General features: G+C 70.1%; 15 protein-coding genes. 10 read left to right on the forward strand and 5 right to left on the reverse strand.

Features of this window, described 5'->3' with window-relative positions; genetic code table 11:
- Positions 1-193: 193 nt before the first annotated feature.
- Complete coding sequence (locus AB0J90_RS10270; protein ID WP_363594386.1) at positions 194-1,222, forward strand: CapA family protein; 1,029 nt, start codon at positions 194-196, stop codon at positions 1,220-1,222.
- A 35-nt stretch (positions 1,223-1,257) separates the two neighbouring features.
- Here the strand turns inward: AB0J90_RS10270 and AB0J90_RS10275 are convergent, their stop codons facing one another.
- Complete coding sequence (locus AB0J90_RS10275; RefSeq protein WP_363594207.1) at positions 1,258-2,622, reverse strand: D-arabinono-1,4-lactone oxidase; 1,365 nt, start codon at positions 2,620-2,622, stop codon at positions 1,258-1,260.
- Between the two features lie 230 nt (positions 2,623-2,852).
- On the opposite strand from AB0J90_RS10275, the gene AB0J90_RS10280 reads away from it, so the two are divergent.
- The gene (locus AB0J90_RS10280) at positions 2,853-3,533 is read left to right on the forward strand and encodes a TetR family transcriptional regulator (protein WP_363594388.1); all 681 of its coding nucleotides are present in this window, start codon (positions 2,853-2,855) and stop codon (positions 3,531-3,533) included.
- Positions 3,534-3,589: 56 nt separating this feature from the next.
- Here AB0J90_RS10280 and AB0J90_RS10285 read toward each other — a convergent pair whose 3' ends face one another.
- Positions 3,590-4,792: an amino acid deaminase/aldolase gene (locus AB0J90_RS10285; protein ID WP_363594390.1), complete on the reverse strand. Its 1,203-nt coding sequence runs from the start codon at positions 4,790-4,792 to the stop codon at positions 3,590-3,592.
- 174 nt (positions 4,793-4,966) lie between these two features.
- On the opposite strand from AB0J90_RS10285, the gene tmk reads away from it, so the two are divergent.
- The 6 genes from tmk to ricT all read left to right on the forward strand — a co-directional run bounded on the left by tmk (position 4,967) and on the right by ricT (position 10,855).
- Positions 4,967-7,309 (forward strand): dTMP kinase, encoded by a 2,343-nt coding sequence (tmk, locus tag AB0J90_RS10290; RefSeq protein ID WP_363594209.1) that lies wholly within the window; start codon positions 4,967-4,969, stop codon positions 7,307-7,309.
- A complete protein-coding gene (locus tag AB0J90_RS10295; RefSeq protein WP_363594211.1) occupies positions 7,309-8,520 on the forward strand; it encodes a DNA polymerase III subunit delta' in 1,212 nt (403 codons plus the stop codon). Before tmk ends, AB0J90_RS10295 begins: the two co-directional genes overlap by 1 nt.
- 110 nt (positions 8,521-8,630) lie before the next feature.
- Entirely contained in the window at positions 8,631-8,957 is a 327-nt protein-coding gene (locus tag AB0J90_RS10300; protein ID WP_363594213.1) for a YbaB/EbfC family nucleoid-associated protein, read from the forward strand.
- Positions 8,958-9,263, forward strand: a complete 306-nt coding sequence (locus AB0J90_RS10305) for a hypothetical protein (RefSeq protein ID WP_363594215.1) — start codon at positions 8,958-8,960, stop codon at positions 9,261-9,263. It abuts the gene before it with no gap.
- On the forward strand, positions 9,263-9,928 hold the full coding sequence (locus tag AB0J90_RS10310) for a hypothetical protein (protein WP_363594217.1): 666 nt from the start codon (positions 9,263-9,265) through the stop codon (positions 9,926-9,928). The genes AB0J90_RS10305 and AB0J90_RS10310 overlap by 1 nt, the downstream gene beginning before the upstream one ends.
- Before the next feature lie 84 nt (positions 9,929-10,012).
- Entirely contained in the window at positions 10,013-10,855 is an 843-nt protein-coding gene (gene ricT / locus AB0J90_RS10315) for a regulatory iron-sulfur-containing complex subunit RicT (protein WP_363594219.1), read from the forward strand.
- A 79-nt stretch (positions 10,856-10,934) separates the two neighbouring features.
- Here the strand turns inward: ricT and AB0J90_RS10320 are convergent, their stop codons facing one another.
- Complete coding sequence (locus AB0J90_RS10320; protein ID WP_363594221.1) at positions 10,935-11,204, reverse strand: hypothetical protein; 270 nt, start codon at positions 11,202-11,204, stop codon at positions 10,935-10,937.
- 13 nt (positions 11,205-11,217) lie between these two features.
- Positions 11,218-11,502 carry a hypothetical protein gene (locus tag AB0J90_RS10325; protein WP_363594223.1) on the reverse strand — a complete coding sequence of 95 codons (285 nt, stop codon included), beginning with the start codon at positions 11,500-11,502 and terminating at the stop codon, positions 11,218-11,220.
- Between the two features lie 970 nt (positions 11,503-12,472).
- On the opposite strand from AB0J90_RS10325, the gene AB0J90_RS10330 reads away from it, so the two are divergent.
- Together AB0J90_RS10330 and AB0J90_RS10335 are read left to right on the forward strand one after the other, a co-directional pair.
- Complete coding sequence (locus tag AB0J90_RS10330; protein ID WP_363594225.1) at positions 12,473-13,639, forward strand: hypothetical protein; 1,167 nt, start codon at positions 12,473-12,475, stop codon at positions 13,637-13,639.
- A 4-nt stretch (positions 13,640-13,643) separates the two neighbouring features.
- Entirely contained in the window at positions 13,644-14,219 is a 576-nt protein-coding gene (locus AB0J90_RS10335; RefSeq protein WP_363594392.1) for a cysteine hydrolase, read from the forward strand.
- A gap of 111 nt (positions 14,220-14,330) precedes the next feature.
- Here the strand turns inward: AB0J90_RS10335 and AB0J90_RS10340 are convergent.
- The coding region (locus AB0J90_RS10340; RefSeq protein WP_363594227.1) for a hypothetical protein at positions 14,331-16,116 on the reverse strand (1,786 nt) is incomplete at its 5' end.

Genomic DNA, 16,116 nt, shown 5'->3' on the forward strand with positions numbered 1-16,116 from the left:
GTTGTTTTCGGCCGCATTGGCAGTGGTGCTGATCGGTCTCGGTGGTGTCGGTCTCAGCACCGGCTGGTGGGGTGGTTCGGCACCGGGTACGTCGGTGTGGGTGGGTGCGCCGTCCGGTTCGCCGGGGGCATCCTCCGGTGGCGCGGCGACGTCGAACGTGCGGCTGGACGCGCAGGGCCGGCGGTTGTTCACCGTGCTGGGCGCGGGTGACGTACTGGTCCATCCGGCCGTGTCGGAGCAGGCCAAACGGGATGCGGCCCGGACCGGCCGACCCGGCGGCTTCGACTTTCTGCCGATGTTCGAGCCGGTCGCGCCGGCCATCGCCGCAGCCGACCTGGCCATCTGCCACCTGGAGATCCCGCTCGCGCCGGCTGCCGGTCCGTTTCTCGGCTATCCGCAGTTCAGCGCCCCGCCCCAGGTGGTCGACGGCCTGAAGCGGGCCGGTTTCGACGCCTGCTCGACCGCCTCGAACCACACCATGGACCAGGGCGCGCAGGGGGTGACCCGGACGCTGGACGCGCTCGACGCGGCCGGGCTCGGCCACTCCGGGAGCGCCCGCAACGCCCAGGAGGCGGGCACGCCGAGGATCTACCAGGCGGCCGGGGTCAAGGTAGGGCACCTGTCGTACAGCCTGAATTTCAACGGGTTGCAGCGGCCGGCGGGCAAGCTGTGGATGGCCAACCTGATCGAGCCGGACAAGATCCTGGCCGCGGCGGGCCGGCTGCGTGCGGCCGGCGCCGAGATCATCGTGCTCAGCCTGCACTGGGGTACGGAATACCAGCATCTGCCGGACGCCGCCCAGTTGAACTGGGTGCAGCCGCTGATCAACTCTCCCGATATCGACCTGATCCTCGGACACCACGCGCACGTGGTCCAGCCATTCGAGCAGTTTGGCGACAAGTGGGTTGTTTACGGCATGGGTAATCAATTAGCGCGACATTCCGACCCGGTGAACGACAACCGCGAGGGTGTCATGGCGAAAATTACCTTTACGGAAATTGCCCCGAAAAAGTGGAAGATAACCGAGGCTGCGGCAATTCCGATCTGGACCGAACTCACACCCGACATCCGGCTGGTCGACCTCGCCGCCGCACTCGCCGACCCGACCCTGCCGCAGGCCCGTCGCGAGGTCTACCAGGGTGCGTACGAGCGGATCACCGGCTACCTGAACGCGCGTGGCGCCGCCGACGACGGGCTGAAGGTGCTGTCCCGTACCGGCTGACGGTGCGGGACCGCCCCGAGGCGACGGGCATGGGCTCAGGCGCCGAGGACCCGCTCGGTGTAGGCGTTGGCGAAGACCCGTGAGGGATCGAGCCGGTCCCGTACGGCCACGAAGTCGTCGAACCTCGGGTACGCCGGCCGCAGCGACTCGGCGTCCCGGTAGTGCAGCTTGCCCCAGTGCGGCCGACCGCCCCACTCGATCACGAGCCGTTCGAACGCCCGGAAGTACGGCTCGTACGGCGCCCCGACGTACTGGTGGATCGCCAGGTACGCGGACTCCCGCTGGTAGCCGTGCGACAGCCAGATGTCGTCCGGCGCGGTGAACCGCACCTCGACCGGGAACAGCACCTTGAACGGCAGTCCGTCGACCACCCGGCGCAGCGCCGCTAGCGCCTCGGGCAGGACGGCGCGCGGCACGCCGTACTCCATCTCGGTGAAGCGGACCCGGCGCGGGGTGCAGAACACCCGGTCGGAGCGGCCGGTGTAGGTCCGGGCGGTGAGCGCGCGGGCCGAGATCGCGCTGATCGGCGGCACCAGTGCGGGCACCGCCCGACCCAGCCGGCAGGCCCCGGCGAAGACGGTGTTGGACAGGAACTCGTCGTCGAGCCAACCCCGGAACCGGGGCAGCGGCCGGTCGTCGGCCGGCACCCGGTTGTTCGTCTTGACCTGCACCCGGTCGGTGTACGGGAACCAGTAGAACTCGAAGTGGTCGTTGCCGGCGATCAGGTCGGGCAGGTCGGCCAGGACCGCCGCCAGCGGTGCCGGCCGCTCGTCGGCCCGCAGCACGAACGCGTCCACGCAGCGCAGGGTGACCTCGGTGATGACGCCCAGCGCGCCCAGTCCGACCCGGGCGGCGGCGAACAGCTCGGGGTCGTTCTCGGCGGAGCAGTGCCGTACCTCCCCGGTGCCGGTGACCAGGGTGAGCGCGGTGACGAAGGTGGAGAGGCAGCCGTAGCCGGCTCCGGTGCCGTGGGTGCCGGTGGAGATGGCACCGGCGATGGTCTGGGCGTCGATGTCACCGAGGTTCGGCATGGCCAGGCCGTGACGGGCCAGCAGTACGTTGAGTTCGCACAGTTCCAACCCGGCCGGCACGGTGACCAGACGCCGCTCGGGGTCGACCCGGACCGGCCCGGCGAGGTTCGTCAGCTCCACCCGCCGGTCGTCCGTACGGGCGATGTCGGTGAAGGAGTGGCCACTGCCGACCGCCTTGATCCGGTGCCCGCCCGACGCGGCGTCCCGTACGACGTCCGCCAGCTCCTCCACGCTCGACGGTCGGAGTACGTGGGCGGCGGTGGCGCGCTGGTTGCCGGCCCAGTTGCTCCAGCCCGGCGCGGGCGCGGGCGGGGATGGCGTCGCGCCGAGCGGCGACACCGCGCCGGATGGCGATGGGGTGCTGGCCATGCAGCCTCCAGAGCCGAATATGAGTAGCATTCATATCAGGCTTCGATGCGATGAGTAAACATCGCACACCAGGTCCGATCGTTAATCCAGGTAACGTTTCGAACTCGCGACGTGCAGACACATCTCATCCGTCGAAGGGGGAGTGGCGACGCGTGTCCACATCAACCGCCACGAGTGGTCCACTACGCCGCGTCCCGGTGCAGGGCCGCAGCGTTGCCCGGGTCCAGCGCATGCTCGACGCCTGTGCCGAACTGGTCGACGAGGTGGGCTACGAGGGGCTGACCACGACCCTGCTCGCCGAGCGGGCAGAGGTGGCGATCGGCTCGGTCTACCAGTTCTTCCCGGATAAGCGGGCCATCGTGCAGGCGCTCACGCTGCGCAACATGGAGGCGTACCTCGAACGGCTCGCCGAACGGTTCTCCCAGGGCAACCTCGCCCACTGGTGGGACGGGGTCGACGCCGGGATCGACGAGTACATCGCCATGCACCGGGTGGTGCCCGGTTTCCGTACGCTGCACTTCGGCGACGTGGTCGACGTGCACCTGCTCGACGAGCAGCGGGACAACAACGGCGTGATCGCCGAACAGCTCGCCCGGGTGCTGGTCGAACAGTTCGGTATCACCGACGGCCCGGCCCTGCGGTTCGCGCTGGAAATCGCGGTCGAGGCCGCCGACGCCCTGATCAAGCTCGCCTTCCGGCGGGACCAGGACGGCGACGAGCGAGTGCTCGCCGAGGCCAAGGCGCTGATCCGCGAATACCTGCACCGGCAGGTCGGCACCGCGTCAGCCGCGTCAGCCGCATCGGCCGTACCGGCCGTACCGGCAGTGCCGGAGCAACCCGGTGCGGGTGCCGGCGCGGACGGCCCGGTCGCGATCGGGGTCGCCGAACCGGCGGACAGCCCCACCGGCTGACCGGCCCGGGTTCGAGGAACGCGTGCTGCCCCGTATCGGGTAAAGGACCGTGTGGGTCAGAGGAACGCGTGGCCCTCGCCCCGGTAGCTCGGCACCGTCGCCACCACCTGCTCACCCTCGATCAGGTGCAGCTCGTTGACGTGCTCGCTCAACTCGCCGGCCTTGGCGTGGCGGAACCAGACCCGGTCACCGACCGCCAGCGTGTCCGCCACCTGCCCGGACAGCGGGGTCTGCACCTCGCCGGCACCCTCCGAGCCGGTCAGCCGCAGCCCGGCGGGTAGCCAGGGATCGGGCAGCCGGCTGGGGTCGGCCGGACCGGAGGCGATCCAACCACCGCCGAGCACCGTCGCCAGGCCCGGCGCTGGGCGGCGTACCACGGCGAGGGCGAAGAACGCGGCCGGAACCGGTCGCCAGGCGCGGTAACCGTCGAACAGGGTCGGCCCGTACAGGCCCGAGCCGGCGGTGATCTCGGTTACGGACGGGTCCGCCCCGGTCGCGGCCACGCTCCCGGTGCCGCCGCCGTTGACGAAGGCCAGGTCGGCGTACTCGCGTACGGCGGCCACCGCCGCGCCGCGCCGCGCCAGCAGTTCCGGGTACGACCAGTGCTGCAACGCCCGGATCACCATCCCGCGCACGGCCTGTCCCGGCGGGGCGTCGGCGAGCCCGGCGATCTGTGCCTCGTACGCCATCAGTCCGACCAGCCGGAACCCTCGGCGGGCCGTCACCCGCGCCGCCAGCGCGCCCGCGGCGGCGGCCGAGTGCACCGGGGAACGGCGTACCCCGATGTGCAGCCGACCCCGGGCCGGGCGCCACGAGGCGTCGAGATCGAGGCAGACCCGGATCGGCTCCCGCCGCTGAGGCGGTGCGACCGAGTCGATCAGGTCGAGCTGGTCCGGGCTGTCCACCATCAGGGTCACCGCCGAGGCCAGCTCGGCGTCGGCGGACAGCTCGGCCAGCGCCGCCCGGTCCGCACTCGGGTACGCCACCAGCACGTCGTCGGTGACACCGGCCCGGACAAGCCAGCTCGCCTCCCGCACCGTGTACGCCATCACCCCGTGCCAGCCGGGGCGGGCCAGCGTCCGGCCGAGCAGGTCACGGCAGCGGACGGACTTGCTCGCCACCCGCAGCGGCTTGCCGGCGGCGCGCGTGGCGAGCGCCTCGGCGTTGCCGTCGAAGGCGGTCAGGTCGACCGCCGCGAAGGGCGGGTCGAGGTGGGCGGTCGCCCGGTCCAGGCGGTTGCGCAGGGTGTCGCGGGCGATTGCTTCCTCGGTGGGCACATGTGCACGCTAACGGGCGCGCCGCCAATGCGAAACACCCTCGCGTCTTGCCGGCTCGGTTCGCTCTCCCGTACGCCCTCGGCGCCAGGATCAGGGGAATGTCGGGGACCAGGCCCGCTCGGGCCGCGATTAGAGTGTGTCCGGGGGAGCCCAGCGATGGGCCGGGCACTCGGAGGTACGGCCATCGACACGAACAGCAGCGGCGAGCCAGGGGCGACACCCTCGGCGGCGTCGTCCACCACCCAGGTCGACCGGACGGGCTACCAGGCTCTCCGGTCGGTGCTGCGGATCCGACCCTTCCGCCGGCTCTGGCTGGTGCTCGGTGCGGCTTCGTTCGGTGACTGGCTCGGCCTGCTGGCCACCTCGATCTTCGCGGCCACCCAGGTCAGCGGCGACACCGCGAAGGGTCTGGCGTTCGGTGGTGTGATCGCGGTCCGGCTGCTGCCGGCGCTGCTGCTCGGCCCGGTGGCCGGTGTGCTCGCCGACCGGTTCGACCGGCGCCTCACCATGGTCGTCTGCGACCTGCTGCGCTTCGTGCTCTTCGCCTCGATCCCGCTGGCCGCGCTGCTGAACGTCGGCGGCGGGCTGGTCGTCGGCTGGGCGGCGGTGGCCACCTTCCTGATCGAGGCGATCACCCTGATCTGGATCCCGGCCAAGGAGGCCGCGGTCCCGAACCTGATCCCGCGTACCCGGCTGGAGGTGGCCAACCAGCTCACGCTGATCACCACCTACGGGGTTACCCCGGTGCTGGCCGCGGTCAGCATCGCGGTGCTCGACCGAAGCGTGCGCGCCGTCTCCGGCGGACCGCCGCAGGGCTGGAACGACCCGACCCAACTGGCGCTCTACTTCAACTCGCTGAGCCGGCTCGCCACCGCGCTGGTCGTCTTCTTCGGCATCCGGGAGATCAGCGGTCGCGCCGGTGCACGGGAGAGCGGCAGCCAGGAGAGCGTGCTGCGGCAGTTCGTCGACGGCTGGAAGTTCATCGGCAAGACCCCGCTGATCCGCGGCCTGGTGCTGGGCATCTTCGGCGCCTTCGCCGGTGGCGGTGTGGTGATCGGTACGGCGAACTTCTTCACCAAGTCGCTCAGCGCCGGTGAGGCCGCGTTCTACCTGCTCTTCGGCTCGATCTTCGTCGGCCTCTCGGTCGGCATCGGCCTCGGCCCGATGATCGTCCGGGAGATGTCCCGGCGCCGCTGGTTCGGCATGAGCATCGTCCTGGCCAGCGCTTCGGTGCTGGTGCTCGCCGCCGCCATCCACCTGTCGATGGCGATCCTCGGCGCGGTGCTGGTCGGCGCTGGCGCCGGCATGGCCTTCCTGGCCGGCACCACCCTGCTCGGCGGCGAGGTCGCCGACGAGGTACGCGGCCGGGTCTTCGCGGTGGTGCAGACCGGCACCCGGCTGGTGCTGATCCTGGCCATCTCGGTCAGCAGCCTGCTCGTCGGTGTCGGCGGCTCCCGCCAACTGCGCATCGCCGACCTGGGCATCTCCGTCTCGTCCACCCGCCTGTTGCTGCTCGTCGCCGGAGTCGCCGGGATCTTCGCCGGCATCAACGCGTTCCGCCAGATGGACGACAAGCCGGGTGTGCCGATCCTGGCGGACCTGTGGGGGTCGATCCGGGGACGCCCGCTCTCCCCGGCCGAGCCGTTCGCCTCGACCGGCGCCTTCGTGGTCTTCGAGGGCGGTGAGGGGGCCGGCAAGTCCACCCAGGTCACCGCGCTGGCCGAGGCACTGCGAGGAGAGGGCCGGGAGGTCCTGGTGACCCGGGAACCGGGCGCGACCGACGTGGGCGTACGGATCCGTTCCCTGGTGCTCGACAGTGTGGCGGCCGGTGCCGTACCGCTGTCCCCGCGGGCCGAGGCGCTGCTCTACGCCGCCGACCGGGCCCATCACGTCGCCACCGTGGTCCGCCCGGCGCTGGCCCGGGGCGCGGTGGTGATCAGCGACCGGTACGTCGACTCGTCCCTGGCCTACCAGGGCGCCGGTCGTACGCTCCCGGTCGACGAGGTCTCCTGGCTCTCCTCCTGGGCCACCGGCGGGCTCAAGCCCGACCTGGTGGTGCTGCTCGACGTCGACCCCCGAGCCGGGCTGGACCGGGTGGCCGCCCGGGGCGAGGGCGCGGACCGGCTGGAGGGCGAGTCGCTCGACTTCCACGAACGGGTCCGGGACGCGTTCCTCGACCTGGCCGCCGCCGACCCCAAGCGTTACCTGGTGCTCGACGGGAGCGGGCCGATCGAGCGGATCTCCGACACGGTCGCCCAGCGGGTCCGCGGCATGCTCACCGATCCGGACAGCATCGTGCACCCCGACCCGGCGAAGCCGCTGGACCCGTCGGTGGAACCGAGGGCGCCGGAGATCGACCTTCCCCGGCCCGGCGCCGCCGCCGACGGCGGTCCCGCTGGTGACGGTTCCGGCGGTTCCGGTTCCACCGGCTCCGGCTCCGGCTCCGGCTCCGGTTCCGGCGACGGGGCGGGTGGCCTGGAGTTGGAGCGGCGGTCCTGATGCCCGACGTCTTCGCGGACCTGGTCGGCCAGGACGAGGCGACCGTGACCCTGCGTCGGGCGGCTGCCTCGGCGGCCGAGGTGGTCCGGCTCGGTGCCGCGATCACCGACCCGACCGCCGTCACGAACAGCGCGATGACCCACGCGTGGATCTTCACCGGGCCACCGGGATCCGGCCGGTCCGTCGCCGCCCGCGCGTTCGCCGCCGCGTTGCAATGCGAACGGGGAACCGGCTGCGGTGACTGCGCCGGCTGCCACACCACACTCGCCGGCACCAACGCCGACGTACGGTTCGTGGTCCCCGAGGGCCTCTCCATCGGCGTCGGCGAGATGCGGGCCCTGGTGCTGCGGTCGGCGAGCACCCCGTCCGGCGGGCGCTGGCAGGTGGTGGTCATCGAAGACGCCGACCGGCTCACCGAAGCCGCCGGGAACGCCCTGCTCAAGGCGATCGAGGAACCGCCCCCGCGTACGGTCTTCCTGCTCTGCACCCCGTCCACCCACCCGGACGACGTCTCGGTGACCATCCGGTCCCGGTGCCGGGTGGTGCCGCTGCGCCAACCGGCGGCCGAGGCGGTGGCGGCCGTACTCGCCGAGCGGGACGGGGTGGCCCCGGACCTGGCCAACTGGGCGGCCGCCGCGTCGCAGGGGCACGTCGGCCGGGCCCGCCGGTTGGCGCGTGACCCGGAGGCCCGCAAGCGGCGGGACGCGGTGCTCGCCGTACCACGGCGCCTGACCGGGGTCGGCGCCTGTTTCGACGCCGCCGCCACACTGATCGACTCCGCCGAGGCGGAGGCCGAGGCGGCGGTGGCCGAGTCGGACGCGAGCGAACGGGCCGCGTTGCAGACGGCGCTGGGCGCGGGTGGGACCGGCAAGGGTGCCGCCGGTGCGGCGCGCGGTTCCGCCGGGCAGCTCAAGGACCTGGAACGCCGGCAGAAGTCGCGGGCCACCCGGGCGCAGCGCGACGCACTGGACCGGGCTCTGGTCGACCTGGCCGGCTTCTACCGGGACGTACTGGCGGTGACCCTCGGTGCCCCGGTCGCGCCGGTGCACACCGACACCGCACCGCTGGCGGGTGCGGCGGCGGCGAAGTGGGCCCCCGAGGCCGCGTTGCGCCGGCTGGAGGCGGTGCTCGCCTGCCGTACGGCGATCGACACGAACGTCAAGCCCCGGATCGCCGTCGAGGCGATGATGCTCGCGCTCTGGCGCGGCTGAGCACCGCCGTCCGTACGGGGTTCCGCTCGGCGGAAGCAACCGGTACGGTGCGGTGCTTGGTGCAACAGCGACGGCACAGTCAGTGAATGGCTGCCGGGAGGAGCCCATCGATGTCGCGGGAGATCGACGAGGCCTGGGTCGAGGAGGCGGTCGAGCGCTACCGCCGGATCGAGTCGTTGCAGGCCGAGTTCGACCAGGCGGTACGCACGGTCGAGGTCAGCGTACGGTCGCCGGACGGGCTGGTCGAGGTGGTGGTGACCGCCGCCGGGACGATCACCGACGTCCGTTTCCTGGCCGCGGTGCAGAACCGGGGCAACGCCGAACTGGCCCGCTCGGTGCAGGCGGCGGTGACGGCCGCCGCGGATGCCGCCCGGTGGGCGCGGGAGAAGCTGCACACGGAGACGTTCGGTGCGTACCGGCGGCTGGCGGAGGCCTGAGTGGAGAGTCTGCGCGAACTCGCCAACCGGCTGGACGAGACGGCCGGCAGCCTCACCGACATCGGCCGTGAACTGGGCCGCGTCGACCGCACGGCTCCGGCGCCCGGCGGGGAGGGGTCGGGGCGGCTGGCCGAGACCATCCGGGCGCTGACCGAGCAGTGGTCGGCCGCGACCGGGGCGCGGGCCACGGAGGCGACGGTGACCGCCGACCGGGTGGCCGACCTCGCGGCCAGGCTGCGGGTGGTGGCCGACGGCTACACCGACACCGACGAGGCCGCCCGGCGCCGGCACGCCGAGGAGGCGTGATGGATTCGCTGGACCACCTCGCCGGACCCGGCTCCGAGCTGCTGCGCCGGGTGGACGATCTGCTCGCCGCCGCCGGGGCGCCGGACGACCACCGGATCTGGCCGCTGCTGCGTCGGCTCGGGACCCTGCCCGGCGACGCGCTGGGCGAGGTCGTCGCGCTGCGGCCGGCGCCGTTGGCCGCCGCCGGCCACGCCGTACGCACCCTGGTCCGGGAGTACGACCACGCGCGGGCGAACCTGACCGGCGGCGACCCGTGGCAGGGGGCCGGGGCGCAGGCGTACGCGGCACACCGGGACGCGCTTGCGGCGTACCTCGACGGCGATCCGGAGAGCCTCACCGGGCGGCTGGAGGCGACCGCCGCGTACGCGGACGCGGTCGACGAATGGGTGGCCCACAGCCGGCACGCGCTCGCCCGTACGCTCGCCGACGTGCTCGGTTCGGCCGAGGCGGTAGCGGTCGTCACGGGCACGGCCACCGACCCCGGCACAGCGGGGCTGGCCGCCGCCGAGATCGGTGCACGGGTGCTGGCGACGGTGGCGGAGGCGCAGGCCCGGGGCCAGGCTCTGCTGCACCGGTGGGCGCCGGACCTGACCGAGTTGCCGTACCGCGGCCCTAGCGACCCGGCGCCGACCCGACTCGACATCACCACCTGGATCTCCGGCTGACCCGGGTGCCGCACCCGGGCCCGTCGCCAGGTGGGCGAAAAACGGGTAGGTAAGGACCCGGTGGTTTGGACGTAGGGTGGGCACATGGGGATGCTGTGTGCAGTCAGCTTCACTCGGTACGGGCGTCTCTACTACCTGGATCCGGGTGAGTTCCGGCCGGCGGTCGGTGACCGGGTGCTGGTTCCCACCGACGACGGCACAGAGGTCGCCGAGTGCGTCTGGGCGGCCCAGTGGGTCAGCGACGACACCAGCGGTTTCCCACGCCTGGCCGGTCTGGCCGGCGAGCCGGACCTGCGCCGCGACGAACTCCAGCGCAAGCGCAAGGCCGAGGCGAAGGTCGCCGCCAAGCGGCTCATCCGGGAGCACGGCCTGCCGATGAAGGTGATCGCCGTCGACCACGTACTGGAGTCGCCGGGCAGCACCTCGTCCGGTTCCCGGACCACCGTCTATTTCACCGCCCCACACCGGGTGGACTTCCGGGCGCTGGTCCGTGACCTCGGCGCCACCCTGCACTGCCGGGTCGAGCTGCGCCAGCTTTCGGCCCGTGACTCGGCGCGGGTGCAGGGCGGCATCGGATCCTGCGGGCGCGACCTGTGCTGCGCCACCTTCCTGACCGACTTCGAGCCGGTCACCATCCGGATGGCCAAGGACCAGGACCTGCCGCTCAACCCGCTGCGCATCTCCGGTGCCTGTGGCCGGTTGATGTGCTGCCTCAAGTACGAACACCCCCTGTACGCCAACAGCAGCAACTACCCCACGTCGGGCCAGCGCGTCGAGACGCCCGACGGGCTGGCGAAGGTCGTGTCCCGGCACCCACCGAGCGAGACGGTGATGGTGCGGCAGATCGAGGACGGCACCGTCAGGCGGTGCGCCGTGGCCGACGTCTGTGGCTCCCGCCGCGCGTACGAGGAGCAGCCTTCGACGTAGGTCGGACGCTGCGTCGCCAACCTCAAAACGTTTCCGGTCGCGTGCGGGGGAACGCGGCAGGCTCGGGTGGGCAACCTGGTCAGATGGACCGCTTCACCTGTCGGACTGGTGGGCCACCAATCCAGCCGAGGAATCGGGCATCGGCAACCTCGCGGGACATGCCCCCCACCACGGCGTTGTCGCGAAATCCGCTCATGATCATGGCTAATCGGAGCCGGTCCTGTCGGTACCACGTCCACATGCGACGTTTGTAGACCGGGCACGGCCACTGCGCGCCGTCATCGGTGCAGCGCCAGTCCTCACTCGGCCGATGCAGGGATCCCCGTGGGTCCGCCTGATCGTTGTCCATGCCGCACCTCCAGTCAGAGCAGGTGTACTCGTTCAAGGCCGCCGTCAGGGTTCTGGAGGGTGAGGCATCCGCCGCCTCGCTCCACCAGTTCGAGCACGAGGTTGTAGACGACCAGCGCACGGTTGATCGTGTCCGTCTTGGTGTCTCTGGAACGCGTACAGGCCGCATCGAGCGCATCCACCGCTCGCGGGGTGAGGTTGACGGTGACCTTCACCAGCGACCGATGGTTCTCCCCCGCAGCGCCCGCCATCACGCCCCCGGCAGGGGCAAGTGTGGTCGTATCCGATTCGCCGGTCACCGGCCCGCGCCCGCCTTAGGAAGCAGTACCGGCACCACCGACGCCGGGCTGCCGGCGGCCCGCTCTCTGATCGCCCAGTCGAGTTGCCGGCATCCGTCGTGGGCCGTGCACTGCGAGCAGCGTCGGCCGTTGACGTGGCCCCGGAGCGTCATTTGGACGGACCACCAGATCCCGGCCTTCGTCAGCGGCTCATCCGGCCGGCTCACGATCCCCCGTCCCGGCGCTGATCTGTGCGTGGGTACTCGTACCCGAGGCAAGGGCCTGAAGGAACTCGATCGCGCAGTCCATGTACGGGCAGCCCGTACTGGTGCAGTGGAGGCAGACCGGCAGCCAGAGACTCGACCGACGATGCCGCGCAACCTCTTCGCGAGCGATCCGCGTCAACGTGTCGATGCTCAGCTCCCCGCTCATCGGTCACGCCGTGGGGTTCCGCCGGATACGCCCGGACATCCCGACAGCGAAGAACTCCATGGGCTGGGTCCCGTGTTGGTGGTCGCTTCGGCCCCGGTTGGACATCCGGCGCCGCGTGCCGGGAGCCGGCGGCGTGTCGGGCATCCCTTCGCCGGAGATGGGAGGGTCGGCTGCCAGCGGGTTGCTTTGCTCGTCGTTCACGGTGCGCCTCCATTTCGAACGTGGAAGCGGGGTCGCTCCGGTGGGGGACGGAACGACCCCGCGCGGTTCCGCCCGTCTTTTTTGGGACGAGATCCATAGATCCGAGCGGTTCCGCAGCCTGATGGCGCTCATCGGGAGCACCTGATCAACTGCGCCGACATGCAGCGCTACGCCGTATTCGTGCAAGCTTCTGTACCGCGTAGGCTTGTCCTGGTGAGTGCCCGTGACCTGCCTGTTGGCTGGGAAACCATGCATCCCGTTCTCGGTCTCCGGCGGTACCTCGCTCACCTGCTAATGAGCGTGCCTGGAACGCGACGATCGGTGCAGCTCCCACGTGCGGACAGGGAGGACACGCAGGGTGTCCATTGAGGCTCCTCGGCAGTTCCGGCCCAATCTCGTATTGATCAACCGTCGCAAGGCAGTCGGATGGGAGTCGCGGAAGCGTGCCGCCCGCGAGTTGCAACGCCTCGGTCTACAGCACGGCATCCGGGGGACCCCGACCGTCGAGGCCATTGAAAAAGCGATGTACCGGCACGAAACCGGGCGCGTGACCGTCACCGATCCGATCTACCGGCAGCTTTACTGCCTGGCGTACGGAGCAAAGCCGCACGACCTGTTCGGAGAGCTGGCCAGCGGTGCAGAGGACCGTCCACATTTCTCGGTGCGCTCACACAAGTTCGTGCCAGCATTCGTAGGTGCCCACGCCGTAGCCCTGTTGCGGGAGGGCGCAGACTGGACGCCGGCCGAGGATCAATGGCACGCCTGCTACTCGGCTCCGATCGAGCACCCCGAGGGCGATTGCAGCCTCTATGTCTGGCCATGTGGTTCGGTCGTCTTCCATCTGGTCGAGACCGTGCAGTTGTCGACCATCGCCGCGCTCGCCGCGTGGCGTTTGGTGTCATACAGCGACAACATCAAGTGGGTGGCTGATTACCTCTCCCGATTCCTAGCCAGTGTCGATGAGTCCGCGTTGTACGTCTTCGGGGCGCACTGGCTGACTGAACCGGCATGGCCGGCCGAGTTGACCGAGGCGGCTCTACGCATCATGTCTACGCCATCGGTGCTGCTGCATCGCGACCGCCCAATGGATGATGAGCACCTGGCTCACGCCGAGCTGATCGAACAGTCCCTGCTTTCGGGGGCGTACGACCATGGGGGCATTGAGTCTTTCGGGGTGCGGGGGATCTCGTCGGGCTACGCCTCATGGTCCGGGGTCGTTTACCACCCGTTCGCGACTGAACGAGCCCTGGCAGAGTCCGAGTTGGTCGCCTGCCTACTTGCTGTCCAGTCGACGTGGGCCTTCACCGATGCGATTACCCGTCAGATCGAGCAAGGCAAGGATCCAGATATGTCCCCGGGGTACGGGTGGCGCTATCTTCGCGGAGTCCGATCTCGATTGACGACTTCTCGATCTAGAGAGACTGGGCAGCATCAGGCGATGCGTAGAGCGATTCTTCGGACAAGTGATCTCATGCCCGCGCTAGAGCAAGCCATCGAAACTCTCCGTGACACAGATCGAGGTTAAGGCGATGACGACGGAACGACCGGTTCTGGTAGTGACCGACATGCAGAACGGATTCGTCCGAGAGCAGTCGGCGCACATCGTACCGGTCGTAGTCGACCTCGTCTCTCGGTGGCAGCAAGCCGGGGGAGAGACGCTCTTCACTCGCTACCTGAATTATTCAGGTAGCCCATTCGAGCGACTCTTTGGCTGGCAGCGGCTTCAGTCTGCTCCTGAAACGGATATCGTGCCTGAATTGCTTCCGTACGTAGAACGGGGCAAGTTGCTCGACAAGAGGATTTATACCCCGTTCACGCCGGAGGGCATCCGACTGTTCGAGCGGCAAGGCTGGAAAAACTTATACTTCTGCGGGATCGCTACCGAAAGCTGCGTTCTGAAAGGGGCGGTGGACGCGTTCGAGCGCGATCTGACCCCGTGGCTGATCGCAGATGCATCCGCCAGTCATGCCGGCCCTGCGGCGCACGAGGCGGGGCTGCTGGTAGCTCGGCGCTTCATCGGTCCTGGCCAGGTAATCGGACTGGCTGACGTTCCCGCTGCGCTTCTCAGAGCGCGGGAAAATACCGGTTCCACTAGTAGTCCCTGATGACGTTTCTACGTCGGCACCTCACCTCGGCCAGGGTCCGCTGCGGATTCCGGTGCTTGTGCGCTGTCCCGCACTAGCACCGGAATCCGCCACTCCCTACCGCGCCGCGAGCTAGGCGTTGTCGCGCCTACGTCCGATCAACCGCTGGTGACTGATCGCGATGAATGCCGTACCGAGGCCGATCGCGGTCAGGGCGATCGTGACGTACGCCGAGTACTGACCTCCGGTGACGGGCAACATGGCCTTGCGGATCGTGATGGTCGCCGAGGCGGGAGTGCCCGGACCGCTCTGGGTCGAGGTGGCAGTAGCCGTGTTGACCTTTGCGCCGGGGGTGGTGCCGGTGACGTTCACCGACACCGCGCAACTCCCGTTGGCCGGCAGGGTGCCGCCAGCGAGGCTGATGCTGCCGCTACCGGGAATCGCGGTGATCGTGCCGCCACAGGAACCACTCGAACCGTTGGGTGTGGCGACCACCAGTCCCGCAGGAAGGTCGTCGACGAAACCGACGCCGGTCAGCGGCGTTCCGGTATTGGGGTTGCTGAGGGTGAAGGTCAGCGACGTCGTCCCGTTCAGGGCGATGGTGGTCTTCCCGAAGGCCTTGACGATCGTCGGTGCCGAGGCGACCGCCGCGCTGACCGTGACGGTTGCCGAGGCGGTGCCGCCCGGGCCGCTTTCGTTCGAGGTCACCGGGCCGCTGGTGTTGACTTTGGTGCCGCTGGTGGTGGCGGTGACGTTGACGGAGAAGGTGCAGCTTCCGTTGGGTGCCAGGGTGGCGCCGGTGAGGCTGATGGTGGCGCTGCCGGCGGTTGCGGTGATGGTGCCGCCGCCGCAGGTGCCGGTCAGACCGTTGGGTGTGGCGACGACCAGCCCGGCGGGCAGGGTGTCACTGAATCCGACGCCGGTCAGTGGCGTACCCGTGTTGGGGTTGGTGAGCGTGAAGTCAAGCGACGTCGTCCCCCCGAACGGGATGATCCCGTCGCCGAAATCCTTCGCGATTGTGGGGGCCGTGACCACCACTGCGACGACCGTGACGGTTGCCGAGGTGGGAGCGCCCGGGCCGCTCTGGACCGAGGTGGCAGTAGTCGTGTTGACCTTCGTTCCGGTGGTGGTGCCGGTGACGTTGACCGACACCGTGCAACTCGCGTTGGCCGGCAGGGTGGCGTTGAACAGGCTGATGACGCTGCTACCGGGAGTCGCGGTGATCGTGCCGGAGGCGCAGTCGGTCTGCGCGGCACTGGGTGTGGCGACCACCAGACCCGCCGGGAGGTTGTCGACGAAGCTGACGCCGGTCAGCGAGGTGTCCGGGTTGGGATTGGTGAGGGTGAACCCGAGCGACGTCGTGCCACCGGCAGGGATGGTCGCATCTCCGAACGCCTTGGCGATCGTTGGTGCTGCGGCGACGGCAACCGTGACGCTTGCCGCAGCGGGCGTACCCGGGCCGCTTTCGTTCGAGGTCACCGGGCCGCTGGTGTTGACTTTGGTGCCGCTGGTGGTGGCGGTGACATTGACGGAGAAGGTGCAGCTTCCGTTGGCGGCCAGGGTGGCGCCGGTGAGGCTGATGGTGGCGCTGCCGGCGGTTGCGGTGATGGTGCCGCCGCCGCAGGTGCCGGTCAGGCCGTTCGGTGTGGAGACGACCAGCCCGGCGGGCAGGGTGTCACTGAATCCCACGCCGGTCAGTAGCGTGATCGTGTTGGGGTTGTTCAGGGTGAAACTGAGCGCCGTCGTCCCGCCAGCGTCGAGGGTCGTGGTTCCGAACGCCTTGGTGATCGTCGGTGGTGTGGCGACGGCAACCGTGATGGCTGCTGCTGCGGGGGCGCCTGGTCCGCTTTCGTTCGAGTCGACGGGGCCGCTGGTGTTGAGCTTGGTGCCGCTGGTGGTGGCGGTGACGTTGACGGAG

Source organism: Micromonospora sp. NPDC049523, from assembly GCF_040676775.1.
In the GTDB taxonomy this organism is placed as follows: domain Bacteria; phylum Actinomycetota; class Actinomycetes; order Mycobacteriales; family Micromonosporaceae; genus Micromonospora_G.